We start from the raw sequence: 26,303 nt of genomic DNA, 5'->3' as shown, positions 1-26,303 counted from the left end.
ATAAGTATGATTGAAAGTTTATTGGTATTGGTCGTTTTAGTTGTTGTAGCCTATTTGATTGTAAAAAATTATCATCCCGCACTCAGTTTAATTATTGGTGCGCTTGTTCTACTTGCATGTGCATGGATGTTAGGACATCCCATTTATCCTGCAGGAGAAGGAACCGGTTTTGGATTATTTGATATTTTCTTGAAGTTTAAAGATACAATTATTGCACAAGTGAGTTCAGCAGGAATTGTAATTATGATTCTTTTTGGTTATTCAGGCTATATGAATGCAATCGGGGCCAATCAGATGGCTGTCAACTTTTTGGTGAAACCATTAATGAAGATTAAACGTAAATCGTTATTTGTCCCTGTGGTCTTTTTGATTGGAAATTTAATGTCACTAGTAGTTCCTAGTGCATCAAGTTTAGCGATTATTTTAATGTCTATATTATATCCGATGCTAGCCAGCATGGGGATTTCATCATTAACTGCTGCAGGTGTGATTGCAATGACGGCAACTATCATGCCAACACCTTTAGGCGCGGATAACGTAATCGCCGCAAATACCCTTGGTTATGATGTGTTAAATTATGTTGTATGGAATGCCAAAATTTCGCTGCCATCGTTATTAATCATTGCGGTTGCACAGTACTTCTGGCAAAAATACTGCGATAAAAAAGAAGGTGAGGCTGCCTATGTTTCATTAAATGAAGAGGGCTTAAGCAAACAAAAAGAATTTGATGTTCCTAAATTTTATGCAATATTGCCAATATTACCGCTATTATTAATTGTTGGAGTGGGAATCGCAGGAATGTTTATTAAAGGAATAACGATGGATATTTTTGTTCTTACATTTATTTCTTTCTTCATTGCGGTATTGGTTGAGACGCTTCGCTTGAAATCTTTTAAAAAGGTTCAAGATACGGCTGTCGAGATGTTTAAAGGAATGGGGCAAGGGTTTAGTCAAGTCGTGATGCTTGTCGTAGGCGGTTCATTGTTCACGTCTGCGATTCAAACGTTAGGAATTATTGATAGTATTATGGCATCTGTCGAAGCGTCAAGTTCAGCAGGAATCGTTACGACCTTAATTTTCAGCGGTGCAACGACCCTTTTTGGAATTTTAAGCGGTGGTGGACTGGCAATGTTTTATGCGGTTATCGAACTAATCCCTGGGATTGCCGAAAAAGCTGGGATTGATGGTATTTTAATTTCCTTGCCAATGCAGATGATCGCGAATTTAACTAGAACGATTTCTCCTGTAGCAGCAGTTGTCATGATTGTCGCATCAACAGTAGGAGTTAGTCCCATCAGAATTTTAAAACGGACGAGTGTACCGACCATCATTGGCATTATTAGTGTGATTGTCTTGTCGATTCTATTGTTACCTTATTAAGAGAATAAACAATGAAAATTAGAGTGGCTGATGAGAAAGAGTTACCGATGATTCTTCAATTTTTAACAGAAGTAAAGGCATACATGGACGTTGTGGGCATTACACAGTGGACAAAGGACTATCCTTCTCAAGGAGATATCCAAGAAGACATTACAAAAAAACGATTGTATTTGTTAGTGCACGAAGAAATGATTTTTTCAATGGCAACGTTCTGTATGGAGCAGGAACAAGACTTTGTTTGGCTAAAGCGCTTTGCAACTTCGCCTAATTATATTGCCAAGGGTTATGGCAGTTTATTGTTCCATGAATTGGAGAAACGGGCAGTCTGGGAAGGAAGACGTAAAATGTATGCTCAAACTAATCATACTAACTATAGAATGATTCGATTTTTCGAAAGTAAAGGGTTCACAAAAATTCATGAATCTTTACAAATGAATCGCTTAGACTTTGGCTCTTTTTATCTATACGTTAAAGAATTAGAGAAGCAATCCATCGTTTAAAATAAGAAAACAGGGAGCGTGGGACAAAAATCACTTTGGATTTTTGCTCCACGCTCAAAAACTGATAAACGGCGGGAACAAAAGCAACTCCTTCGGAAATAAGCCGAAATTCTCCAAAAATTAAAGAACAATTTTCGGAAATTCCTTCTTATTTCTCGGAGTTAAACGCTTCTGTCCCGACCTCCTGTTATTTTCCAAGGAAATAGTCAACTTAATTATACAAATAAAACACAAACACATTCGGGAACGGCAACATCTTTTTGAATCATTTCTAATAAGCCTGTTTCTTGGTTCCGACGATAAAGTGTTAAGTTATCAGAGTCTTGATTAGCGACAACGATGAAATCTTCAGAAGGATCTAAATCAAAATCTCTCGGAATATCGCCTTCTGTTGAAATTAATTGAATTCGTTCAATCGCTTCGCCGTTTTCTGAAACAGCATAGACAGCAATTGAGTTATGGCCACGGTTTGAAGCATAAAGGAAACGGCCATCAGAAGAAATACGAATCGCAGCCCCACCATTAAACGCATCATAATCAGCAGGTAAAGTAGAAACTTTTTGTAATTCAGTGAAAGAACCATCTGTTTCATCATATGAAAGAACTGAAACAGTGCTATCTAATTCACCAAATAAATAAGCCAATGATTTTGTTGGGTGGAACACTAAATGACGTGGACCAGTCCCTGGCTCAGTCACGAATTGAGCGATTTCAGAAAGCTTTCCATCTAAGCTAACATTATACGTATACACACGATCGGTTCCTAGATCACAGACGACTAAGCGTTGATCAGGCGTCAAATCTGTGTAATGAACATGGGCATTGTTTTGGTTTTCATGAGGACCAGTTGGCTCTGTATGAATCACTTTGTCAGCATCTTCCAAAGAACCATCTTCTAAGATACGATACACGTGAACGATACCTTGGTGATAATTTGCTGCATAGACAAGTTGTCGGTTTTCGTCAACAGCTACATAACATGGCGGCGCACCTTCCTCAGTTACTTTATTCAATAAGTTAAAATGGTCCATTTCTGGTTGATAAGCGGCAGTGCCACCTTCACCGTCAACACTAGTGACGCTAAAAAGTTCGCCCTTTTGACTCAGAGCAAGATAGGTAGGACTCGTTTCTTCTAACAAAAGTGTCGCTTCTGTTAAACGACCTTGTGTCGTATCTAATGCAATTTTATAAATGCCTTGGCTGGCTCTTCGAGTATAGGTACCTAGTAAAATTTGTTCTAACATCACAATTCCTCCAATTTGTTTCAACACAATCACTTTTTATGAAAGTGCTTTTATATAATGTAGTATACCATAAGAAGTCTAAGAACAATAAAACTTTCTATCTGAGATGTTCGCATTTTAAAGTGGTTTGTGCTATTATGATGAGAGACTGTGATGACAGTCATTTTTTGATTTTTAGAGGGGTGACGAACATGTACGACAATACGGATAATAACGGGACCGTTCGTTGTTCATTTTGTGGGAAAACACAAGAAGAAGTAAAAAAAATTGTTGCTGGTCCGGGTGTCTATATTTGTAATGAATGTATTGATCTATGTAAAGAGATTATTGATGAAGAATTTTATGATGAAGCAGTCCGAGAATTAACGGATGTGCCAAAACCCCAAGAAATTTTAAATGTTTTAAATGAATATGTTATTGGACAAGAACGTGCAAAACGCACACTTTCTGTTGCTGTTTACAATCACTATAAACGTGTAAATCAATCAGAAACAGCTGCAACTCAAGATGACGTTGAATTGCAAAAAAGTAACATTTGTTTAATTGGACCAACAGGTTCAGGTAAAACTTTCTTGGCTCAAACGTTAGCAAAAACATTAAATGTACCTTTTGCAATCGCTGATGCGACCAGTTTAACAGAAGCAGGTTATGTAGGGGAAGATGTTGAAAACATCCTTTTAAAATTACTACAATCTGCTGACTATAATGTTGAACGCGCGGAAAAGGGCATTATCTATATTGATGAGATTGATAAAATTGCCCGTAAGAGTGAAAATGTTTCGATTACTCGAGATGTTTCAGGTGAGGGTGTTCAACAAGCCTTACTAAAAATTCTTGAAGGAACAGTTGCAAGTGTACCACCACAAGGGGGCCGCAAACATCCACATCAAGAATTTATCCAAATTGACACAACGAATGTTCTCTTCATCGTTGGTGGAGCATTTGATGGAATTGAAACCATTGTTAAAAACCGCTTAGGCGAAAAAACTATTGGTTTTGGTAAAACTAATTCTGCTTTAAATGAAGAAGAAAGCATCATGCAACATATTATTCCAGAAGATTTATTGAAATTTGGTTTAATTCCAGAATTTATTGGACGCTTACCTGTAATGGCTGCGCTTGATAAATTAACGAATGATGATTTGGTTCGAATTTTAACAGAACCGAAGAATGCCTTGGTGAAACAATATCAAAAATTATTGTCTCTTGATGACACTAAATTAGAATTTGAACCAGAAGCATTAAAAGCCATCGCAGCCAAAGCCATTGAACGTAATACTGGCGCACGGGGACTTCGTTCAATCATTGAAGAAATTATGATGGACGTAATGTTTGATGTTCCTTCAGATGAAAGCATTGAAAAAGTTATCATTACTAAAATGGCCGCTGAAGGTACCGGTAAACCAACAATTATTTATAACAAAAAAGATAAAGAAGCTGTATAAGATTGAAGCTGAAAACAGCTCTTTCGGCGGATCTCCGAAAGAGCTGTTTTTGTTAAGCTTTTGAATGAAAGACTGAACAGAAGAACGGAGGAAAACAATGAACGTACATAATGCAGAAATCGTGATTAGTGCGGTATCCCCTAAACAATATCCTGAATCTCAATTACCGGAGATTGCTTTAGCTGGACGTTCGAACGTTGGGAAATCATCTTTTATTAATACCTTGATTAATCGTAAAAATTTAGCAAGAACTTCAGGCAAACCTGGTAAAACGCAAACGCTAAACTTTTATTTAATTGAGGATGCCTTACACTTTGTGGATGTTCCTGGCTATGGTTATGCCAAAGTTTCTAAAACAGAACGTGCGAAGTGGGGAAAAATGATTGAAACGTATATCACGCAACGTGAGCAATTACGTGCAGTCGTTTCTTTAATTGATTTACGTCATCCACCGACCCAAGATGATATCCAAATGTATGAATTTTTGAAATACTATGATTTGCCAGTTATTATTGTGGCAACTAAGGCAGACAAAATTCCGCGGGGCAAATGGAACAAACACGAGAGTGTCATCAAAAAAGCCTTGAATTTTGATAAACAAGATGACTTTATTATTTTCTCTTCTGAAACAAAAGAAGGAAAAGAAGCAGCTTGGACAGCAATTGAAAAGTTTCTATAGAAAAAACAAGCAAAATTACTCTTTTGCTTGTTTTTTTGCTTCTTCTTTTTTTGCTTCTTGTCGTTGTTTTGCCAGTTCTTCAAGAGGTACTTCTTTCTTTAATGGATCAACGGCGAAAGAATCGAAGAGTTTATCTAAGTCATTGGAACGTTCAAATTTTAATCCCATTTACTAAGCCTCCATTCCTTTTTTTATAGTGTAGCACGTTTTTTTTCATTTGGATAGCAACAGAAATGTAAGAATTCGTCATAGGTGCACCTGGTGTGATTTCTCGTAACTAGGACTTGCCAAACATGAAAAAACAAGCTATTCTTTAGTAAGAATTAGTTAGAAAGAAGGCACTTTATGAAAAATCCGTTAATCGGCGGTGTTCGTTTTTATCAACGATTTATTTCTCCAGGATTGCCTGCACGTTGTCGCTATTACCCAACGTGTTCACAATATATGATTGATGCAATTCATACACATGGAAGTGTCAAAGGAACAACGATGGGGGTAGCACGGATTTTACGATGTCATCCTTTTGTTAAAGGCGGCATTGACTATGTTCCGTTGAAATTTCGCTTGACGAAAAATCCTGATGAGACCTATCATGGACCGTATACGTATCGAAGAAATAAGAAAACAGAAGTAGAAAAGGATGGATAAATATGGCAATTTTAGCATTTGATCTTGGCGGTTCTTCCGTGAAATACGGCGTTTGGACAGGCAAAGAATTAACAAATCAAGGGAGCTTTCCAACACCTGGCTCTTGGGAAGAAATGAAAGCGCATTTATATTCGGTTTATGCAGACAAAAGAAATGAGTCGATTAGTGGTGTTGCTTTTAGTTCACCTGGAGTAGTTGACGAAAAAAGTCAACAGATTTTAGGGATTTCTGCCATTCCATATATTCATCATTTTAACATTTATGAAGAATTAGAAGCGTTGTTTGGCTTACCAGTGACTATCGAAAATGATGCGAATTGTGCTGGTTTAGCTGAGATATATGAAGGCGCGGCGAAAGGAAAAAAAGAAGTGCTTTTTGTCGTTATTGGGACAGGAATTGGCGGAGCGATTTTTCGCAATGGTGAATTGTACAAAGGCGCTCATTTATATGGAGGCGAGTTTGGACTGAACTTTTTAAGTAATGGCCAAACATTCAGTGAAATTGGCACAGCTGTCAAAATGGCTCAGCGCTATTGTGAACGAATTGGAGTCGAAAAACAGGCGGTGACAGGAGAAGAAGTTTTTGAACTGGCACAACGAGGGGATGAGGTTGCTCGCGAAGAAGTCAATAATTTTTATGATTATTTAACACAAGGATTATTCGGCTTACAGTTTTCTTATGATCCTGAAATGATTGTACTTGGAGGCGGTGTTTCTGCTAAAGAAGGCTTATTAGCAGAGATTAATCGCCGGATGCTAACGCATTTACAGACCTTTGAATTAAAAGATTTTGTTCCAGAAATCGTGACCTGCCATTATCAAAATGATGCCAACTTGATTGGCGCAGCCGCCAACTTTCAAGCAAAAACGAATTGGGAACTATAAAGAAACAGCCGATTGTTATTCTCTTCAATCGGCTGTTTCTTTATTTATTTGCCTTGTCGTCAGTGCTTTCTTCTGCGTCAATCCGCGCTTGAACTTGTTGGCGTAAAGCTTCTAGTTCTTTTTCTTTCTTTTCTAATTCAGCTAAATCTTCAGAAATTTCATGGGCTTCTTCTGCTGGCTTAGGTTGTAAAAAGACGTTTAAACCAATCGCTATAAAGGTCCCAATGAATGTATCCAACACACGTTCCATTGCATATTGAAAGGAATCGCTTTGCGGAATACTTAAAGAAATCATTAAAAGTGTCGCAGTTGCAGAAATGATTCCAGCATTGTTATTAATCCCATCAGAAACAACGATGACGATAATGACTAAAAGTGGTAGTAGCAGTAATTCTACTAAGTGTTGATTAGGAAAATAATCTTGTGCTAATACATAAAGCAAAGCTAAAAAGCCACCCAATGTGTTTCCAATAATGCGCGATTTTCCAAAAGACAAACTGGTATTTAAATCTTGTCTTAGCGAAAAAACAGCTGCTAAACAGGCAATCATAGGTGAGCCACGATGGAAAAATTGAAATAAAAGAATACACAGCATGACAGCAATTGCTGTTTTTAACGTTCGCATGCCTAAACGAAATCGACCCACTATCATAAATATTCGCTCCTAAATAACTTTTCTCTTTAATGATAACCGAAATAGAGGTAAAATTACTAGAGAAAAGTGAAGAATTATTATTTTTTAAGGGGAGTATGCATGAAAATTGGTTTACGAACAGTCAAGACAGCCATTAGCGCTGCATTAGCAATGATTATTGCGGAAAAACTGGGATTACTTTATGCCCCTTCGGCAGGGATTATTTCGGTTTTAAGTGTTACTAGCACGAAAAAAACATCTGTCATGACAGGGATTTATCGTTTGTTATCCTTAGCTTTAGCAACTATTTTAGCGTATATTTGTTTTACTTTTTTAGGTTTTACAGCGATTGCTTTTGGTATTTTTTTGTTATTATTTATTCCAGCAGCTGTGTATTTTCAATTATCTGATGGGATTGTTGTGAGTTCCGTTTTGGTAACTCATTATTTAGTCGAAAAAAATCTTTCTTGGGCGATTATTGGAAATGAGTTTTTATTAATGAGTATTGGTGTGGGACTAGCGTTATTAGCTAATTCCTATATGCCTGATACAGAAAAACGTTTAAGAGAAGACCAAGAAGTCATTGAAACAATGTTTCGTAAAATTTTAAGGGAAATGGCGCTACATTTAAACAACGCTGCAGGAGAGCGAAATTTGGTTATGCATTGTGCAGATTTAAAAACCTTTATTCGCACAGGCGAGACGTGGGCCAAAAATCATGCCGAGAATCAATTGCTGTCTACCAATACGTATTATTTAGAGTACTTTGCGATGAGAAAAATGCAAAGTAATATTCTAAAAAACATGTTGGAATTATTAGAAGATATTACTGTTGATGCGCAACAAGTTCGCTATATTCAACAATTATTGGAATATACGGCAGAAACATTTGCAGAGAATAATGATGGACAAGAAATTATGAATCGAATTAAGACCGTTTATGAAACCTATCGCACAAAACCATTGCCGCAAACAAGAAGTGAATTTGAAAATCGGGCGCGGCTCTTTCAGTTTTTACAATTGTTTCAGTCATTCATTCAAGTCAAAGCGGACTTTGCCAAATTACAACTAGATAAATAAACAAAAAAGAAACCTTTTTAAACAGAGGTTTCTTTTTTGTTCTCTTAAAAATTCAGGCAAGTTCTTTAGTATTCATTGAGAATGTGTTAAACTAATGAGAAAGAAAAATAAAAGGAATGACCGCAATGGATAATGCTCAAGTGAAGAGAAAACATTTCCGTTTTCCAGCGTATGATGATGAACAGGGCGTAAAATTACCAACAGATAATGAACGTAACTTATTTCAAGATGATCTGATTGGTAAAGCAATGTCTGGTAGCAGAAGAACTGCAACATCTGCCGAAGATACTAGACAAAGCACACCATCCGTCCAACAACCAACAACGAATCAATCAACTACAAATAAACAAACACAACAATTAACGGCAGCACAACAAGAGCAATTAGCACGTCATCGTTCTAATTTGCCAGACTACACAAAACATGCTAGTAAAGCAACGAAAAATAAACAAGCAACGAAAAAAAATAATAGCCTTTTTGGGACGCCAAAAGGAAATGGCTGGACACAAACGTATAAAAAAAAAGAAGTCGTAGCGAAACCAAGTAGACCTGCCGCATCACCATTAGTGCAGAAAACGACACCTTCTTATTTTGTTCCTAAATATATCCCGGCTTCTGTGATTCCTGAGGAACAGGAACCTAGTTTTACTGAAGAAGAGTTGCTAAAAGCAATGAAAAAAGATCGGCGTTCATATGTCATTCTTGATGATGAACCAATGGCTTTTCAAGTGAAAGATACGGAAGAAGATCCAACGGTGCGGAAGTTTAATATTCCAACCTCAGAACCTGAGATTCCTTTAACTAGACGACAATATCAACAAATCAAACCAGACTTAGAACGTTTTGGCGAAGATGCGTTGGATTTACGTTCGCGTTCCCGTTTGAATGCCGCAAAGAAAAATGCTAAAAGTCAAACTGCTTATGGGAAAAAATTAGCTAAAGCGAATGCTCAAGTGGAGCCGGAAGCACCTGTGACAGAAGAGAAGAAAAAGGGCATCTTGGATAAACCATTAAGTGGGATGCTAGAAGATTCAAGTTCTGTATTAGAAAACAGTAAATATTTTAGTTAAGAGATGAAACTTGCATGTGGAATTGAAACATGTAAGTTTTTTATTCTGTTTTAATAGTTGATTATTTTTTTGTTTTATACGATAATGAATCTCGTATGATTGAAATTTTTTTAAAAAAGGTATGTTTTATATAGTGACAGAGAAGAGGATTATAATGGGAAATCAAGAGAACAAATTATACCATTTTGTCGGAATTAAAGGTTCTGGCATGAGCTCATTAGCGTTGGTCTTACACCAAAAAGGCTACAACGTTCAAGGATCAGACGTAGAAGAGTATTTCTTTACACAACGGGATCTTGAAAAATCAGGTGTCCCTATTTTACCATTTAATGCAGATAATATTGATAAAGACATGATTGTTATTGCTGGAAATGCTTTTCCAGATACCCATGAGGAAATCGCCCGCGCCATCGAATTAGGCGCAGAAGTAATTCGTTACCACGATTTCATTGCTCGTTTTATCGAACCGTACACAAGCATTGCTGTAACAGGGTCACATGGGAAAACAAGTACGACTGGTTTGCTAGCACATGTATTAAGTGGTATCAATCCAACTAGTTATTTAATAGGGGATGGCACTGGCCACGGCGAACCAGATGCTGATTTCTTTGCATTTGAAGCGTGTGAATATCGCCGTCATTTCTTGGCTTATTCACCAGATTATGCGATTATGACGAATATCGATTTTGATCATCCAGATTACTACAAGAGCATTGAGGACGTTTTTTCAGCGTTCCAAACAATGGCTCATCAAGTCAAAAAAGGAATTTTTGCTTATGGTGATGATAAGTATCTTCGCCAGTTAGAATCAGAAGTGCCAGTTTATTATTATGGTGTCAGCGAAGAGGATGATATCCAAGCACGAAATATTCAACGAACAACGGAAGGCTCATCTTTTGATGTTTATCACAAGGATGATTTTGTAGGTCATTTTGTCTTACCAGCATTTGGCCATCACAATATCATGAATGCGCTAGGTGTGATTGCTGTGGCTTATTTTGAAAAACTTGATATGCAAAAAGTCGCAGAAGAAATGCTAAGTTTTAAAGGTGTAAAACGTCGTTTTAGCGAGAAAAAAGTCAGTGACATGATTATTGTTGATGATTATGCGCACCATCCAGCCGAAATTAAAGCAACGATTGATGGCGCTCGTCAAAAATATCCTGACAAAGAAATTATTGCTGTCTTCCAGCCACATACATTTACACGAACAATTGCCTTAATGGATGAATTTGCTGAAGCACTGGATTTAGCAGATGAAGTATTCTTATGTAATATTTTTGGCTCTGCGCGTGAAACACAAGGCGAGGTACGCATTGAAGATTTAGGTGAAAAAATTCAAAAAGGTGGACAAGTAATTACCGAAGATAATGTGTCGCCTTTACTAGATTTTGAAAATGCAGTGGTTGTCTTTATGGGCGCTGGCGATGTTCAGAAATTTGAACAAGCTTACGAAACATTACTAAGTAACACAACTAGAAACGTTTTATAATAAAAAGAAACAAAATCGGGACAGGGGTATCTGGCTTCAAAAAATAAGAAGCTGCTCCTGTTCCGTTGTTTGTTTTTAAAATCTAGCATGGTAGATAAGTTGGTTTTGTTTAAACATCCTTTAAAGACTACTTTTTAACTTGCCTTTTAAGTACATTTTGGTACAATTATCTTATCAATAACGGAGGTGTACTAATTTGAATATCGGAAAACCGAGAAAATTAGGCAAAACCATCGAAGATATCGAAGAGGGAGATTCGTTGTCCTTGACAGAGTCAATTGAAGACAAGGACTTATTACTTTACTTGGGCTTGACCAATGATGCGAATCCTTTATATATCCAACATGATTATGCCCAAAAAACAGAATATGAAAAACCAATCGTACCATCAATTATGCTGATGGGAATTATCACTAGTGCGATTTCTAAACATTTGCCAGGACCAGGTTCCCATGTTGTGAATTTTTCTGTGAACTTTGTGGAACCCGTTTTTCATTACGAAACATTGACTTTCCAATTAGAAGTAATCAAAGTCGACAAAATGAAAGATGTGATTACCATTTCAGTTGAGGCTGTTAATGAGCAAGAAAATCGCGTGTTAGATGCAGTGGTGATGGTTCAACCACCCCAAGTGACGATTGATGAACTAACAGAGAAAGAAGGGACTTTAACTTATGAATAATCAAGAGTATATCCAAACTGGCACAGGTTTGAATAAATTTTATGCCAAAATTTACGGATTTTTAGCGTTAGGAATTGGTATTAGCGCAATCATGGCTTATGCAATGACAACTGTCTTTTTACCCGTTCTAGCTACTTTATTCCAATCAAGCTTAGCTTTTTGGATGATTTGGCTTGTTGAAATTGGCTTAGTTTTATATCTAGGCGCAAAAGCACAGAAGAATCCAACCATTGCGATTGCAGGATTTGTTGCGTATGCATTATTAAATGGTGTCACTTTATCCGTGACGTTATTAATGTATACTGGTGGAACAGTGACCGGCGCATTTTTAAGTGCAGCAGCTACCTTTGGCGCGATGTCATTAGTAGGTGTCTTTACGAAGAAAGACCTATCAGCAGTTGGTCATGCCGCTTATAGTGCCTTAATCGGAATCATCATTGCGATGTTGCTAAATATGTTCCTTTTACACAGTAATGCTGTAGAATTCTTTATTTCCATTTTAATGGTCCTAATTTTCTCAGGGATTACTGCTTATGATAACCAACGTATACGCCAAGTCTATGCGCAAACAGGTGATCAAGCAGGTACTGGGATGGCCGTTTTCTTCGCATTACAATTATATCTTGACTTCATCAACTTATTCTTAGCTTTCTTAAGAATTTTTGGTAAAAACAACTAACATGAACGTAAAAGAGCCAATCTGCTCAGCAGATTGGCTCTTTTTTTAACCCATTCCAATAGCGAAATTCAACAGTTTATCGGAGTATGTTGGGTTTTCTAAATCGGTTTTCATTGTTTCGTTCAGTAGACTGAGCTGATCGGTAATGATGCCATCGACGCCATAAAAAATCATTCGTGTCATAACATCTTCATCATTTGCTGTCCAAGCATAAACCTTTTTCCCATCATGATGAGCGGCATTTACAAAGTTACGATTCATTGTACTGTATTCCATAGTAAAAAAGTCAACTGGCATTTTAGGCGGTCCCACAATGTTGAAAGGAATAACGTAGCCTACATAAAAGCGTGGTTCTTCTTTCTTTAAGGCCATCGCCGTATCATAGGTTAAGGTATGAAGGATATGGCCGTTTTCTAAAATATTTTCGCGGTATTGTTTGACAAAACGCTGTACTAAATCAGGGCTATCCTGAGGCGTGGTTTTGATTTCAATTAATAAACGTTGTTTTAATTGATTGGCTTTGGCTAAATAAACATCGAAAGAAACCATTTTAGCAGTTTGACCATTTTCTGTGACATTCATATTCGTTAATTCTTTAAGTGTTAATTGATTCGGTCGTTTATTAACGCCCGTTAACGCCCGTAAATTAAAATCGTGCATGACAATAAATTGATGGTCTTTGGTTTCTTGAATATCCATTTCAACATAATCAGGTTTTGCCTTATTGGTCTCGATTAAAGAGTCTAAGGTGTTTTGAACGCCATTGTTACCATTGACACCACGATGGGAGATGGTAACCGGTTTTCGGTCAGGTGTATGACTTAGGTAATTCGTATTATAGGTGCCTACACCAATTCCGAAGATGATTGCAATCAAACAAAAAAGAACGACTCTGAAGGTGGTCCATTCTACCCGAACCTCTGATTTCGGGGTGAACCATTCTGGCGTGTCAGGCAAAATCCCTTCATCCTCCATATCATCAACAATAATGTAAAAAATAGCAACACTAGACAACACCAAGTTTAAGAGCATCATAACCTGAAGGAGCGTCATAGCGATGACAGCGCTAGGTAAAGACCACTCAGGCTTAAACGTTTCGACTGCGGTTTGACCTAAAAATATCAAGAAATAGCCAGCCGTAAAAATCCCTAAAACAGTTCCTCCAATGATAATAAATTGTCCTAAAATCTGGAAAAAGCGTCGCTTTGTAATTTGCCAACTACGTTTTAAAGACTCACGAAAACCAACATCACGTAAAATCAACTCTGGAAGGGCAAAAGCAAGTCGAATCGCTAAATATAAGATAATCAGTTCTAACAATACGAAACCAATAATAATAATGACGCGATTTGCAAAAATAAAATCTAAGATAAAGGCTGGAATCTTAACTCTTGTTAATAAATAAGAGCGGAAGGTTAACCCACTTAATGGTAAAATCAAAAAGAAATATGCCAGGAAAAACAGAAAGGTAATTCCTCGAACTTTTTTGATCTGAAGCAAGGTGCCGTGCAATAATTGCGTTAGAGTAATTGGTTGCTTTTTCTTAATAAAATAAACACTAAGCAATAAAAAGGTAAATTCAAAAAAGAGCGCCAGTAAAATTAACAGCCCAATTAGTAGAAAAGTCAAAAGGACATAGGGATGTTGCGTAGCAATTGCCCCTAAGTTATCGTAGGAAATATAATCAATCCCACCTTCTTTGAGTACCAATTTGGACAAACTTGTCAATAAAGGCAATAGAACGAATAACATAAATCCGTGCATCAAGAGCACATCGCGAAAATACGCCGTTGTCCCTTTAAGAAAATCTAGCGTATTCACAATACTATTTTTAAAATAACTAAACATCAAAAGTCCCCCAGTTTCTACCAAAATTCCATAATAAAAGGACTAAATCAAACTGACACAGGCAGAGTTTTGATTTAGTCCGTTCGCTTTTTTATTTATTTTACATTCCCAGTAAGCTAGTTAAAAATGTACCGCCATAAATTAACGCAAGACTATATAAATAGATAGAAGCAGGTTTTGCTAATAAAATAATCAGAGTAAATTTTTTCACAGACATTTTTGTTAAACCGGCCATTAAACAAAGCGCATCATCCGGTGCAATCGGGAAGAAAATTGCTAAAGCAAACAATCGTTCAAAACGTTTTTCATTGTCTAACCAACCGATATACTTGTTATATGTTTTATCACTGACAAGGCTCATAATGAATGGTTTCCCATAATTACGACCTAATAAGAAAATGATAATAGAGCCAAGTGCAATACCAACGTAATTATAGACGAAGCCCATTGTTGGCCCGAAAATCAAGACCCCTGCAGCACAGCTAACACCACCAGGAATAATCGGAATAACCACTTGAATAATCTGAATTAACATGAAAATAATCGGACCGAGAATGACAGATTGCCCTACTAGTCCTCTTAGTGCATTGATGTCCTTGAAGACACCTAATCGGATAAAATAGATGGTTGCAATTATGGTTGCAACAATGCCCAAAATGGAAATAATATTAACAATTTTTCTAGATAGGGTAACACTCACATTTCTCATCTCCTTTAGTTATACTCATCGTACTTTTAGTATATAACTTTTTATCAATAAAAAACATCGTTTGTTCTTTCTGCAAACGAACAAAGTTGTAAGATACACATCATTTGATAAGTTTATTATACAAAAAAAGAGACAGAAAAGACATCCTACTTAAGACCCATTCTGCACTGATCTTTCGAAAGAGAGTAAAAGAAACGAAAGTGGCGCATTTTTTAGTAATATTATAGAGGGGCAAAGAGTGAAATTAAATTTGCATCCACGTCTTTAATGATTGCGTATCGTTGGCCCCAAGGTGCATTCCAAGGTTCTTTAAAAACAATGTAACCAGCTTGGCTCATTTTTTTCACGGTGTTATCAACTTCTGCGGCCGTTTCACAAAGAAAAGCAAGTTCGATTTTATCGCCTTGCTGGCTAGGCGCAAACCCATAGACACCAGTAATCATTTGTAGTGAATTTAAAGAAATCCTGACGCCATTGTTTTGTAATTCTGTGTAATCGGGCGAAGCTTCTCCCAGCACGTTAAAACCTAGCGTTTGGTAAAAAGAGAGTGCTTGTGTCATATCGTTGACGATAATACCGACCATATCTAACTTCATCCTCATAACCTCCGATCTATGATAAAATAAGTGTAAGGGATTTTTTGGTAAAAACCAAACGATTTATAGCGAAAGTGCTTAAAAAATTAGAATGTAACAGTTTACAACGAAGAATAAGAAGACTATAATTATGTTAACTAGTTTTAGGTGTACCTAAAAGTGAAATGTGTGAACAAGATAGATTGAGGGATGTTGGATGAAAGAAAAGAAAACGGAAAAAATGCTTAATTATGCAAATGGACCTAGTTTAGAAGAGATAAATAATACCGTCGAGGTACCTAAAAACGCTAGCTTTTGGCGAACTTTGCTAGCCTATAGCGGACCTGGCGCTTTAGTGGCTGTTGGTTATATGGATCCAGGAAATTGGATTACGTCAATTGCTGGCGGAGCGGAATATAAGTACACGTTACTTAGTGTGATTTTACTTTCTAGTTTAGTTGCCATGTTACTACAAAGTATGGCTGCGCGCTTAGGAATCGTGACAGGAATGGATTTAGCTCAAGCGACTAGAGAGCATACAAGTAAACGAACGGGCGTTGCCTTGTGGGTGGTGACGGAGTTAGCCATAATGGCAACAGATATCGCTGAGGTAATTGGTGGTGCCGTTGCTTTGCAATTATTATTTGGTTTTCCATTATTAATTGGTGTGTTGATAACAACGTTTGATGTTTTATTACTTTTGCTACTGACAAAGTTAGGCTTTCGCAAAATCGAAGCAATTGTTTCTTGTTTAATTGCAGTCATCTTTTTTGTTTTTGCTTATGAAGTGGCATTAGCAGATCCAAATGTTGGTGAAGTATTACGAGGTTTTATTCCAGACACAAAAATAGCGACAGATAAATCCATGTTATTTTTAGCCTTGGGAATCGTTGGAGCGACAGTCATGCCTCATAACTTATATTTGCATTCTTCCATTGCGCAAGCTCGGAAATTTGATCGTAACGATGATGCTGAGAAAGCCAAAGCAATTCGTTTCACTACTTGGGATTCAAATATTCAATTAACTGTCGCTTTTGTCGTAAATTGTTTGTTGCTAATTTTAGGAGGAGCATTATTTTATGGAACCAACAGTGAATTAGGTAAATTTGTTGATTTATTTGATGCTCTGAAAAATCCAGATATTGTTGGTAATATTGCTAGCCCAGTGTTAAGTATTCTTTTTGCAATTGCTTTACTGGCTTCGGGTCAAAATTCAACGATTACAGGTACGCTGTCAGGACAAATTGTAATGGAAGGCTTTATCCATTTAAAAATGCCGTTGTGGGCACGACGAGTGTTAACTCGTTTGTTAGCAATTGTGCCAGTCATTATCTGTGTCATTATTTATGGCGGTAGCGAAACGGCTGTTGAAGACTTGTTACTTTATACGCAAGTTTTCCTAAGTATTGCTTTGCCAGTGTCGATTATTCCTTTAACGATGTATACAAGTGATAAAAAATTAATGGGCCAATTTGCGAATCCAGCGTGGGTGAAATTTTTAGCTTGGATTATTGCTATTGCCTTGACGTTATTGAATTTATTTTTAATTTATGGCACATTAACTGGTTTAACGAATTAATAAAAACAAAGGCTGACTAGAAAAGTTGGCCTTTGTTTTTTCATAGAATTTGCGCGTAAGAAATGGTAGAATAGGAAAGATGAAATACAAGGAAGAGAGGCTTTCACGTGACAGATTATTTAAATGTAGGAAAAATTGTGAACACACAAGGAATCAAAGGGGAAGTTCGGGTCATTTCGAAAACGGATTTTCCAGAAGAACGTTATCAAAAAGGGGCAACGTTACTGCTATTTCAAGAGAAAAAAGCACCAATTGAATTGGTCGTGAAGTCACACCGCAAGCATAAGAATTTTGACATTTTAAGCTTTGAAGGACATCCAAATATCAACGATGTTGAAAAATATCGTGACGGTATTTTAAAAGTTGCAAAAGACAATCTCGCTGAATTGGCAGAGGACGAATTTTATTATCACCAAATCATTGGTGCCACTGTTTATGATGAAACCGGTAGTGAACTGGGAAAAATTAAAGAAATTTTATCTCCTGGTGCGAATGATGTGTGGGTCGTCCAACGACCAAAGAAAAAAGATTTGCTTTTACCGTATATTGAAGGCGTTGTTACAAAAGTCGATGTCGAAAATCAACGGATTGATGTGGACATTCCAGAAGGATTGATTGACGATGAGAATTGATGTATTAACTCTTTTTCCTAGAATGTTTGAAGGACCAATGGGGGAATCAATTATTGGGAAAGCTCGGGAAAAGCAGTTATTAGAATTGAATGTCTCTAATTTTCGCGATTTTTCAGATAACAAACACCAAACGGTCGATGATTATCCGTATGGCGGTGGCGCAGGGATGCTTTTAAAAGTACAACCGATCTATGATAACCTAAAAGCAATTGAAGAAGAGACAAACCAGCAACCAAAACGGGTCATCTTATTAGATCCAGCAGGAAAACCGTTTAATCAAAAAATGGCCGAGGAATTTTCACAAGAAGATCATTTAGTTTTTATTTGTGGACATTATGAAGGCTATGATGAGCGAATTCGCACGATGGTCACAGATGAAGTTTCATTGGGGGACTACGTTTTAACAGGGGGCGAATTAGGCGCAATGGTCATGATTGATGCGACAGTCCGTTTATTACCTGATGTCTTAGGTAACAATCTTTCTGCACAGACGGATTCACATTCCACTGGCCTATTAGAGCATCCACAATATACCAGACCTGCTATTTTCAATGATATGGAAGTCCCTGCCGTGCTAACGAATGGGAACCATAAATTAATTGCAGAATGGCAACTAAAAGAATCATTACGACGGACCTTTTTGCGTCGACCTGACATGTTGGAATCAGTAGAAATGACGCCTGAAATGTTGAAGTTATTAGAAGAAATTAAACAAGAAGAGCAAAAATAAGGGAACTTTCAAGAAAATTCTCTTTACAGCTTATTTTGTCTGTGGTAAACTAATTTGGTGAGTGCAATGCGCTCTAACTATTACAATATTCCGCTGTGGCAGAAGTGACCATAAGAATATTTGGGAATAAGGAGAAGGATAAAATGAATCCATTAATTCAAGAATTAACACAAGAACAATTACGTACGGATATTCCTGCGTTCCGCCCTGGTGACACTGTTCGCGTTCATGCGAAAGTAGTCGAAGGTACTCGTGAACGTATCCAGTTATTCGAAGGTGTTGTAATTAAACGCCGTGGTGCTGGAATCAGCGAAACTTATACAGTACGTAAAGTTTCAAATGGTGTTGGTGTGGAACGTACATTCCCATTACACACACCACGTGTTGCTCAAATTGAAGTGGTTCGCTACGGTAAAGTACGTCGTGCAAAACTTTACTACTTACGCGCATTACACGGAAAAGCAGCTCGTATCAAAGAAATCCGTCGTTAATCTTTACTATTCGACAAACGAACACCCTCTTGCTCAGCAAGAGGGTGTTTTTGTGTGTAATTAAGTGGAAAATCACTTTGACTTTTTTTTGAAGTCACATAAGTGTGAAAATTAGGTTTTTGGACAATGATTCAGAAATCTTTTGAAAATTGAAGGTGTGAGGAAATTTAGAAAGATAAAAAGAGGGAGTACTGAAAACCAAAATTTCAGTTAAGTGCTTGGATCAAGAAACAAAAACTACGTTAGTTTGTCAATATCAGTTGAAATTGGAGAAGAAGCAGAATGGGGTGATAGTATTGGCAAATCAATTATTCAGGGCCATAGTTACAGGATTTTTGTTTTTTATATTCAATCAAAAAGAAATAAATACAAAGAGCACAGATAAGTATTTTAGCAAGTAACCAATAAATAGCAGGACTGTTGGTGCTATAAGAATACAAGAAAATAGTAGTAAACTTAATTAAGAATCGTTTGCTATTTAAATAGTGTTCTTTTCCTTTTAAAATATATACGATAAAATAAGTATATTAATTGTAAAAGGACATGATAATTATGGAAGAATTAGAATGGAATAATTTTTATGTTTGCTATAGTTTTGAGGGTAGTGATTCTTTTAATAACTGTCAAGATAGTAGATTACTTTGCGAATACTCCTGAAGTACAAATACAGAGAAAACTTCCTGAGTTTGAAAAAGTGCCACCTTATGATCCAAGAGATAATTCATTTCTGATACAAATTATTCTTTAAGTAGGACAACGACTAAGTTTATTTACCAAACCATTACAATAAGAAAAGGTGCAAGTATACCTAATTACTATTGGTATGATGATGGTCAATTTAGAGGAAATCTAAAACTTCAACGTTGGCAAGACTACGGAGAAGATCCAAACATAAGAGGATATATCTGTACTTATGGAGGCTACGTTACCAATGGTTCAAGCCCGGCGCAAAGAATTGTCGATATTAATGAACAATAGCTATTCTAACTTTATGTAATAGGAGGGAGTAATCATGAAAAAAATCGGGTATTTTAGTTGTATTATTTTTTTCATGTTTTTGGTAGGTTGTAGTAATAACAAAAAAGAAAACGGCAATCTTTTGAATGCCAGTTCGTTTCCTTTAATACTCACCACGATTATTGAAAAGGAAGAAGACCTAACGAAAGGTTCAATTTTTTTCAACAAGGATAAAACCATGACGCTTGAAAAAGAATATTTAGTTAATCCCAATAATGAAGATACAAAAAAAACAAGTAGAACAGAAAAAAAGGTATATAAAAATATTAAAATACAAGAAAATAAAGAGAGCTATGAAATTACAGGTCAATTGGACAAAAAAACGAAAAAAATAGAGTTTAAAAAAGTTGATGAAGGTAAACGTATATCTGATGCAGAAGGTAATGTGTATGGTGATTTTGGTGGTAAATAGGATAGTTAAGTCATAAAAAAGAAGGCTAAAAATTTTTATTTTTTTCGTCTCTATACTTTCTGATGTTAGTTTTTTTACCAACATCAGAAAGTATAGAGACGTTTTTGTGTAATTAAACAAAAAATCAACATTGACTAAGACCAGAAATGCTTTCTTTAGTGCTCCTAGTTGCTCTAATATAAGACACCAAATTGATAACCATTTGCTTGATAAAACTCTATTAATTGTGGCAATGCTTGTTTTGTTAATTCCTTATCTACTGAATCATGCATTAAGACTACTCTAATATTATAATCTGGATAAACCTCAAGTGAATGTTGATGGAAAGCAAGCATTTCTGCGACTGTAGTAGGCTGTCTGTCTAACGGCTCCGCATCCCCAACCATCGCATTCCAGTCAATCCAATGGATGCCAAGTTGTTTGAATAATTCATCAGATGTTTCTGTACCTCCCCATGACATATGACCTCCTGGGTATCGCCAGAGAGTTGTTTGAAATGTTTCGCCCAGTATTTTTTTTAGAGAGTTCTCCATGGTTGCTATTTCCGCTTGTATTTCTTCAGTGTTGACAATCCCGTTTGGATATAACGTTGCATAATCATGAGTTGAACTATGAAAGCCTATTGAATGCCCTTCTGCAACTTCGCGTTTCACTATCTTTTGATTTTCGGAAGTTAGGGTATTTCCTACAAGAAAAAAAGTTGCGTGGACGTTATACTTTTTTAATGTATCTAGGACTTGTGGGGTTATTTGATTATTAACGCCATCATCAAAGGTTAAGAATACTAATTTTTCACCTTTGTAAGGTTGTTCTCCAGTTATATATTTTCTGATTTTGTCTGCTGAGTAAGCATATTTTTTTGATGAAATAGTCATGTGTGTTGATTCCTTTTCTAACTTGGTCGGGGAATCTTTTTTTGCAGTTGAATTTTTAGTCGATGTCTGCGTAGTATCATCATTTTTACTTGTTATCTTGGGTTGAGTTAATAGGAACGTTTGAATGAAAACAAGAACAATGAGGATTAACGCACCAAATAATACATACTCGTTTATTTTGAATTTTCTTTTCTTATGTCGCATACTTTCACTCCTCTTTGGTTAATGAAAAAGTTAAAAAATACACCTCCACGTTATACAAAATTGAACGTCCTATTAGTTATAGACGAATTTGAGGACCAAAAAGTTTCAATTTTTTCAATTTAGTTAGTTGTTTATTTAATAAAAAATAAAAGGTTGCTAGAGGATGAAAGGAGTATAATTTATTTATCTAGAAGAGTAATCGGAATGAGAAAGGACTGTGGAAATGGATCATCAACAGGTGTTGAAAAATGAAATTAAACAATATTTAGTGAGTAAAAACTGTGAGAAGACGTATTATCATTGTATGGAAGTTGGAGAGTATGCCTATCAACTTGGTGAAAAATATTTAACTAGTCCAGAAAAAGTAAGTATTGCAGGATATTTACACGATATCTCTGCGGTTTATCCAAATAATCAGAGAATTAATGTCGCACAAAAATATGGGATTGAATTAAACGAAGCAGAAATGGCCTTTCCAATGATAATTCATCAAAAAATTTCTAAGTCTATTGCGAAAATGGATTTTGGTATTGAAGACAATGAAATTTTATCAGCTATTGAATGCCATACAACATTGAAGAAAAACTATTCGGACATAGATTTAGTTTTGTTTGTCGCTGATAAAATAAAGTGGGATCAAGAAGGGAAGCCACCATACTTAGATGGTTTATTACAAGCTTTAAATTGTTCTTTAGAAAATGCCGCATATTTCTATATCGATTATATTTTGAAACACGATATTAAAGTCGTGCATCCTTGGTTATGGGATGCTTACAATCAACTTAATTTGATAATTAAATAACAAATAAACATAGTCGTTTTTAATCGAGTTTTGCTGGTGAGAAAAGTGGAAAAGTAGTACAGTATTCTTGTCAGAAAGAAGGGATTCCCAATGAAAAAAATAATCTTGATAGGTCTTTTATTGAGTATTTTATCAGGATGTTCTTCCAACAAAAGTGGTGATAGCACTGCAAGCAAGCCGACAGCAACATCAGAAATGAAAGTACCTGTTACCGTTAACAACAGCCAAGCAAGTCAAATGAGCACGGAGTCAAAATCTAGTACGACTCAAAGTAATTCTTCTGCTTCTAGTAAAGCTGAAAATCAGTTGTGGTCTGCGCAAAAAAAGGCACAGCTACAACAATTTATGGCTGATTGGGGGCAACGGATGAACCAAACGTATAAAGAATATACACCAGGAAATTCAATCAATTTCAATGGCATCCAAGCGCCTGATGGTCTAGTAGGAAATGCTACTATGCAACCAGCGATTGATCAGCATCCCATTTATTTAGAATGGTCTGAAAATGGACAAGTGAAGGATGGATATGCGTTAGTTGCTGTTTACTCTGATGCAGAAACGCAACCAGAAATGCAAAAGCATTTGTATTTATTCACCATCGTTAACAATCATCCCTTAGTTTTAGTGACGATGCAAAATCAAGGAGATCCTTATGGCTATCTGTATTTTGGAGCAACAGATAATGCAGAGTTGAGGGCTGGGTTTGAAAAAATTGTAGGTGCCCCGTCAATTACTAAAGAACAAATCCCAAATATTTCAGTCAATCCGTGGTCTTCAAAAGAGGAAGCGATTGATTTTTACGAAGGAATGTATAAAAACACGGCAAACGAAATTTCAACTCAAATTGACTGGCATAACTATCAGCGGGCAAATTGGCGCGAGGTAGAAACAAAAGGCGACACGTTGACATTGCATTTTGCCAACGTGGGCGGTGCTGGGGGCTCATACACACAATTCACGAAAGTTGGTACGAATACTGTTGTTGTATCATTTGATGGTAATGCCGCTTATCCCGATAACCCAAGTAGCGTCTTGCTTGTGCAAAACAGTGATTATAAAGTTTTAAGGACTTTGAATCAGTAATAGGGGAAATACGTCGCTTACTTAAACATAGGCAAAGGCGGGGTGCTTACCATTTTATAAGTAACCTGCCTTTGCCTATGTGCTATTTTTTTGGATAGAGGTGCTCAGAGTAGGGGATGTTTTTCTGGGAAGTTTTTATGCTAGATCTCTATTTGACTAGGCTCAAATAGATCTAAATCAATCGTTGGAGTGATATCTGTTTATATAAAGATAGGCTAAATCGTCAATTTTTTAAAAATCGTCGTTCATGTTAAAATAAATGGAGAAATGTTTTAGTATTCATAGTAAGTATTTTATCGTAGAATAAAAGATATACTAACAATGGAGCGATGAAAATGCTAAAAGAAGAAAGATTAAATGCGATAGTCTCTCTAGTAGATCAAAAAGGGGCAATCAAAGTTACTGAAATTATGGAACGATTAAATGTTTCGGATATGACTGTTCGTAGAGATTTGACAGAATTAGAAGCAGCGGGGCGTTTAAAACGAGTACATGGAGGAGCTAGCAGTTTAAATACATATCGTCCACATGAATTGTCTCATGCTGATAAACAAATTATTAATAGTGTTGAAAAAAAAGAAATTGTCCAAAAAGCATTAAGTTTAATTCACGAAGAAGAAACTATCTTCCTAGGACCAGGAACAACTATTGAACTTTTGGCCGAGGCAATGGAATTTAAACATTTAAGAGTAGTAACAAACTGTTTGCCTGTGTTTGAAACGTTAAGTAAAAAAAAGAATGCGTTAACCATTTATTTAATTGGTGGAGAAATGCGACTTTTAACTAAATCTTTTTTTGGCGAAATCGCTAATAAAGCATTAGAAGAAATGCATTTTCATAAAGCATTTTTTAGTTGTAATGCGTTAAAAGATAATAAAATTATGACAGCCACTATTGAAGAAGGACAAACACAAGCAATTGCATTAGATAACTCAATAGAAAAATATTTGTTAATGGATACTTCTAAAGTAGAGAAACAGGATTTTTATTCTTTTTATCAATTAGAAGAAGTGACAGCGGTAGTTACAAATAAAGATAAATTTGACACATCTAAAGTATTGGAAAAAGTTGTCAGGGTGATCTACTAAAAAGAAGAGGTGCATCTGCACCTCTTCTTTTTAGTTTCCCTTATTGAGCTTTTTGAGCATAAATAATATTTCGCTTCTTCATTTGTTTTGCATACCAAATGAAAATCAGTAGATAGGCGACTAGCGCCAGACATGCGTATAAAATAAATTCTAGTTGACCTTGTGATGCATTGCCGACTAAGTATCCTAAGAATTTTTCCATTGGCCCTTCCATGGTAGTATGTGAAATTAAAGTATTATTATTTAGACCCGCTGGGAAAGCACCAACTTTTTTTGCGGTTTCGGTAACGAACGGTGCAATTAGGGTACCAGACCATAAGAACAAAGGTAATTCGATTGCTCCAATGATAATCATTCGGATGAGTTTACCTCTTGTTACTACTAGTAGAGCAGGGGTTACACCCATTGCAATAATTCCGCCAAGTGGTAAAAGTTTGTTGCCAGGTAGGACAATGGCTTCTAATAGCATAATTGGAGCCAATACGTTAGCTGCTGCCCAGATTTCAGCACGACCAGCTAAGAAAGGCCAATCTAAACCAATATTAAGTGTACGTCCTTTTAATTTATTCGAAGCAAAATCAGTGATACCTTGTGATAAAGGCTCAACTGCAGCGATAAACCAAGTTCCAATTAAAGAGAATAGTTCCAAACAGACTGCAGCCGTAAAGGATAGAGAAAAAACTTGCGTGGGTGTTTGGCCAGCTAAAAGACCCACAAAAATCCCTAAGTAAATCCCGATGGCAAATTTTGATCCCCAAAAGCCAATTTTACTATTCAATTTGGCAGCGTCAAAATCGTATTTATCTAACCAAGGGAAAAGCTTATCAAAAATTTTATCAAAAACCATAATGATTGGGTTCATCATATAGTTCATATGCGTGGTAGTCATAGGATTGGTATCTGGGGCGTTAAGTAAATCGTTAAACGTTGGTTTCATTAAGTCAGAATTGATAATTTTTAAAACACCTATGAAAATAACTAAGATTGTTGCAATTATTAAGTTTGCGCCACAAAAAATAGCAAATAAACCAACAATCGATAGATGCCAAATGTCGAAAATATCCACATCTAATGTGTTCGTTTTATTTAGAATTAACATAATGACATTGACAATCACCATAATTAAAAGAAAGTAAAGGGTGTAAGGAGATCCCCAAGTGATGGTGGCCAAAGGTGCCCAACCAACATCGGTAATATTTAAAGAAATTCCTGTACGTTCTACGAAAGAGGCCATTGCATCTGAGAAAGCAGTAGTTAAAATTCCTATAATAGCACTGATACCAGTTAAAGCAATTCCTAGTTTAAGACCACCTTCTAATGCGCGAGTGGGTTTTACCTTAAAACAAAGGGCAATCAGTGTTAAAACAATAGTCATTAAAGGAGCAGCACCTAAATCAATTAAAGGTTTAAAAATTGTATTTGCTAGGTCAATAATCGTATTCATTTATTTTCTCCTTCATAAGCTAAGATAACAAAATTTTTATCTTAGTTTTGTTATTGTTGACAATGAAGCGTAAGTAATTAGTCTAAAAAGGAAATCATTTGTTTAAAGAGTGAATGATACTTTCCATTTGTTGATAAACAGGTTCAGCCATTGCTGGAATTCGATAAAGAATTGCGCCTGCATCAACTACAGGAATCGTGATTGGGAAACCTAAATCTGTTTTGGCGATTTGGGCGAAAATATCATAATGGGATAGCATCTCTTGATTGATATCTTTAATCATTACGGCATCGCAAGAAACTTGGTAGCCTCTTTTAGATAATTCTGTTTCTAATGCAGATTTGATTTGATGGCTAGAGTTTACCCCAGCCCCACATGCAGCTAAAATTTTAATCAT

The 26,303-nt window shown here is 36.3% G+C and carries 28 protein-coding genes; 19 read left to right on the top strand and 9 right to left on the bottom strand.

Translation table 11 applies throughout. The features are described from left to right. Nucleotides 1-6: 6 nt before the first annotated feature. On the top strand, nucleotides 7-1,380 hold the full coding sequence (gene dcuC, locus IGK03_RS08215) for a C4-dicarboxylate transporter DcuC (protein WP_002360057.1): 1,374 nt from the start codon (nucleotides 7-9) through the stop codon (nucleotides 1,378-1,380). 11 nt (nucleotides 1,381-1,391) lie between these two features. Continuing rightward, nucleotides 1,392-1,880 (top strand): GNAT family N-acetyltransferase, encoded by a 489-nt coding sequence (locus IGK03_RS08210; protein WP_010816607.1) that lies wholly within the window; start codon nucleotides 1,392-1,394, stop codon nucleotides 1,878-1,880. Between the two features lie 215 nt (nucleotides 1,881-2,095). On the opposite strand, the gene IGK03_RS08205 is transcribed toward IGK03_RS08210, so the two are convergent. After that, the gene (locus IGK03_RS08205; protein WP_002357153.1) at nucleotides 2,096-3,124 is read right to left on the bottom strand and encodes a lactonase family protein; all 1,029 of its coding nucleotides are present in this window, start codon (nucleotides 3,122-3,124) and stop codon (nucleotides 2,096-2,098) included. A 191-nt stretch (nucleotides 3,125-3,315) separates the two neighbouring features. On the opposite strand from IGK03_RS08205, the gene clpX reads away from it, so the two are divergent. Further along, nucleotides 3,316-4,569, top strand: coding sequence for an ATP-dependent Clp protease ATP-binding subunit ClpX (gene clpX, locus IGK03_RS08200; protein ID WP_002357154.1), 1,254 nt, complete (start codon nucleotides 3,316-3,318; stop codon nucleotides 4,567-4,569). Nucleotides 4,570-4,666: 97 nt separating this feature from the next. Continuing rightward, a complete protein-coding gene (gene yihA / locus IGK03_RS08195) occupies nucleotides 4,667-5,248 on the top strand; it encodes a ribosome biogenesis GTP-binding protein YihA/YsxC (protein WP_002357155.1) in 582 nt (193 codons plus the stop codon). A gap of 15 nt (nucleotides 5,249-5,263) precedes the next feature. On the opposite strand, the gene IGK03_RS08190 is transcribed toward yihA, so the two are convergent. Further along, nucleotides 5,264-5,416, bottom strand: coding sequence for an SPJ_0845 family protein (locus IGK03_RS08190; RefSeq protein WP_002362024.1), 153 nt, complete (start codon nucleotides 5,414-5,416; stop codon nucleotides 5,264-5,266). Between the two features lie 177 nt (nucleotides 5,417-5,593). Between IGK03_RS08190 and yidD the strand changes: the two genes are divergently transcribed. Both yidD and IGK03_RS08180 read left to right on the top strand, forming a co-directional pair. Continuing rightward, the gene (gene yidD / locus IGK03_RS08185) at nucleotides 5,594-5,896 is read left to right on the top strand and encodes a membrane protein insertion efficiency factor YidD (RefSeq protein WP_002357157.1); all 303 of its coding nucleotides are present in this window, start codon (nucleotides 5,594-5,596) and stop codon (nucleotides 5,894-5,896) included. Nucleotides 5,897-5,898: 2 nt separating this feature from the next. Beyond that, on the top strand, nucleotides 5,899-6,780 hold the full coding sequence (locus tag IGK03_RS08180; RefSeq protein ID WP_002365792.1) for an ROK family protein: 882 nt from the start codon (nucleotides 5,899-5,901) through the stop codon (nucleotides 6,778-6,780). Between the two features lie 40 nt (nucleotides 6,781-6,820). Here IGK03_RS08180 and IGK03_RS08175 read toward each other — a convergent pair whose 3' ends face one another. Further along, complete coding sequence (locus IGK03_RS08175) at nucleotides 6,821-7,432, bottom strand: FUSC family protein (RefSeq protein WP_010713300.1); 612 nt, start codon at nucleotides 7,430-7,432, stop codon at nucleotides 6,821-6,823. 102 nt (nucleotides 7,433-7,534) lie between these two features. Between IGK03_RS08175 and IGK03_RS08170 the strand changes: the two genes are divergently transcribed. The 5 genes from IGK03_RS08170 (at nucleotide 7,535) to IGK03_RS08150 (ending at nucleotide 12,417) form a co-directional block, all read left to right on the top strand. Beyond that, on the top strand, nucleotides 7,535-8,494 hold the full coding sequence (locus tag IGK03_RS08170) for an aromatic acid exporter family protein (protein ID WP_002360063.1): 960 nt from the start codon (nucleotides 7,535-7,537) through the stop codon (nucleotides 8,492-8,494). Nucleotides 8,495-8,610: 116 nt separating this feature from the next. Then, a complete protein-coding gene (locus IGK03_RS08165; RefSeq protein WP_025190552.1) occupies nucleotides 8,611-9,564 on the top strand; it encodes a hypothetical protein in 954 nt (317 codons plus the stop codon). A gap of 154 nt (nucleotides 9,565-9,718) precedes the next feature. Next, nucleotides 9,719-11,056, top strand: a complete 1,338-nt coding sequence (gene murC, locus IGK03_RS08160) for a UDP-N-acetylmuramate--L-alanine ligase (RefSeq protein ID WP_002357163.1) — start codon at nucleotides 9,719-9,721, stop codon at nucleotides 11,054-11,056. Nucleotides 11,057-11,252: 196 nt separating this feature from the next. Continuing rightward, nucleotides 11,253-11,738, top strand: coding sequence for a MaoC/PaaZ C-terminal domain-containing protein (locus IGK03_RS08155; RefSeq protein WP_002357164.1), 486 nt, complete (start codon nucleotides 11,253-11,255; stop codon nucleotides 11,736-11,738). Continuing rightward, entirely contained in the window at nucleotides 11,731-12,417 is a 687-nt protein-coding gene (locus tag IGK03_RS08150) for a Bax inhibitor-1/YccA family protein (RefSeq protein WP_016615206.1), read from the top strand. Before IGK03_RS08155 ends, IGK03_RS08150 begins: the two co-directional genes overlap by 8 nt. A gap of 45 nt (nucleotides 12,418-12,462) precedes the next feature. Here the strand turns inward: IGK03_RS08150 and IGK03_RS08145 are convergent, their stop codons facing one another. From IGK03_RS08145 to IGK03_RS08135, 3 genes are all read right to left on the bottom strand, one after another. Continuing rightward, nucleotides 12,463-14,265 (bottom strand): glycerophosphoryl diester phosphodiesterase membrane domain-containing protein, encoded by a 1,803-nt coding sequence (locus IGK03_RS08145; RefSeq protein ID WP_126268238.1) that lies wholly within the window; start codon nucleotides 14,263-14,265, stop codon nucleotides 12,463-12,465. Nucleotides 14,266-14,365: 100 nt separating this feature from the next. Continuing rightward, complete coding sequence (locus IGK03_RS08140) at nucleotides 14,366-14,974, bottom strand: TVP38/TMEM64 family protein (protein ID WP_002383106.1); 609 nt, start codon at nucleotides 14,972-14,974, stop codon at nucleotides 14,366-14,368. 221 nt (nucleotides 14,975-15,195) lie between these two features. Beyond that, on the bottom strand, nucleotides 15,196-15,570 hold the full coding sequence (locus IGK03_RS08135) for a VOC family protein (RefSeq protein ID WP_002381774.1): 375 nt from the start codon (nucleotides 15,568-15,570) through the stop codon (nucleotides 15,196-15,198). A 196-nt stretch (nucleotides 15,571-15,766) separates the two neighbouring features. Between IGK03_RS08135 and IGK03_RS08130 the strand changes: the two genes are divergently transcribed. The 5 genes from IGK03_RS08130 (at nucleotide 15,767) to IGK03_RS08110 (ending at nucleotide 20,410) form a co-directional block, all read left to right on the top strand. Beyond that, nucleotides 15,767-17,128 carry an Nramp family divalent metal transporter gene (locus tag IGK03_RS08130; RefSeq protein ID WP_002360069.1) on the top strand — a complete coding sequence of 454 codons (1,362 nt, stop codon included), beginning with the start codon at nucleotides 15,767-15,769 and terminating at the stop codon, nucleotides 17,126-17,128. A gap of 107 nt (nucleotides 17,129-17,235) precedes the next feature. Then, on the top strand, nucleotides 17,236-17,760 hold the full coding sequence (gene rimM, locus IGK03_RS08125; protein WP_002360070.1) for a ribosome maturation factor RimM: 525 nt from the start codon (nucleotides 17,236-17,238) through the stop codon (nucleotides 17,758-17,760). Further along, nucleotides 17,750-18,490, top strand: coding sequence for a tRNA (guanosine(37)-N1)-methyltransferase TrmD (gene trmD, locus IGK03_RS08120; protein WP_010821691.1), 741 nt, complete (start codon nucleotides 17,750-17,752; stop codon nucleotides 18,488-18,490). The genes rimM and trmD overlap by 11 nt, the downstream gene beginning before the upstream one ends. Nucleotides 18,491-18,633: 143 nt before the next feature. After that, nucleotides 18,634-18,981, top strand: a complete 348-nt coding sequence (gene rplS / locus IGK03_RS08115; protein ID WP_002357176.1) for a 50S ribosomal protein L19 — start codon at nucleotides 18,634-18,636, stop codon at nucleotides 18,979-18,981. A 1,012-nt stretch (nucleotides 18,982-19,993) separates the two neighbouring features. After that, on the top strand, nucleotides 19,994-20,410 hold the full coding sequence (locus IGK03_RS08110) for a hypothetical protein (RefSeq protein WP_010823753.1): 417 nt from the start codon (nucleotides 19,994-19,996) through the stop codon (nucleotides 20,408-20,410). 173 nt (nucleotides 20,411-20,583) lie between these two features. On the opposite strand, the gene IGK03_RS08105 is transcribed toward IGK03_RS08110, so the two are convergent. Beyond that, nucleotides 20,584-21,489: a polysaccharide deacetylase family protein gene (locus IGK03_RS08105; RefSeq protein ID WP_430602220.1), complete on the bottom strand. Its 906-nt coding sequence runs from the start codon at nucleotides 21,487-21,489 to the stop codon at nucleotides 20,584-20,586. A 223-nt stretch (nucleotides 21,490-21,712) separates the two neighbouring features. Here IGK03_RS08105 and yqeK point away from each other — a divergent pair, with 223 nt between their 5' ends. The 3 genes from yqeK to IGK03_RS08090 all read left to right on the top strand — a co-directional run bounded on the left by yqeK (nucleotide 21,713) and on the right by IGK03_RS08090 (nucleotide 24,462). Then, a complete protein-coding gene (yqeK, locus tag IGK03_RS08100) occupies nucleotides 21,713-22,291 on the top strand; it encodes a bis(5'-nucleosyl)-tetraphosphatase (symmetrical) YqeK (RefSeq protein WP_010775916.1) in 579 nt (192 codons plus the stop codon). A gap of 90 nt (nucleotides 22,292-22,381) precedes the next feature. Continuing rightward, nucleotides 22,382-23,374: a DUF4767 domain-containing protein gene (locus IGK03_RS08095; protein ID WP_430602218.1), complete on the top strand. Its 993-nt coding sequence runs from the start codon at nucleotides 22,382-22,384 to the stop codon at nucleotides 23,372-23,374. Nucleotides 23,375-23,709: 335 nt separating this feature from the next. Beyond that, entirely contained in the window at nucleotides 23,710-24,462 is a 753-nt protein-coding gene (locus IGK03_RS08090) for a DeoR/GlpR family DNA-binding transcription regulator (RefSeq protein WP_002374588.1), read from the top strand. A gap of 40 nt (nucleotides 24,463-24,502) precedes the next feature. On the opposite strand, the gene IGK03_RS08085 is transcribed toward IGK03_RS08090, so the two are convergent. Next, a complete protein-coding gene (locus IGK03_RS08085) occupies nucleotides 24,503-25,906 on the bottom strand; it encodes a PTS galactitol transporter subunit IIC (RefSeq protein WP_430602216.1) in 1,404 nt (467 codons plus the stop codon). A 94-nt stretch (nucleotides 25,907-26,000) separates the two neighbouring features. Beyond that, a complete protein-coding gene (locus IGK03_RS08080) occupies nucleotides 26,001-26,303 on the bottom strand; it encodes a PTS fructose transporter subunit IIB (protein ID WP_002357185.1) in 303 nt (100 codons plus the stop codon).

Origin of the sequence: Enterococcus sp. DIV2453a (genome assembly GCF_050533535.1) — a bacterium.
GTDB lineage: Bacteria > Bacillota > Bacilli > Lactobacillales > Enterococcaceae > Enterococcus > Enterococcus faecalis.
This window is presented reverse-complemented; position numbering and strand designations above follow the sequence as displayed.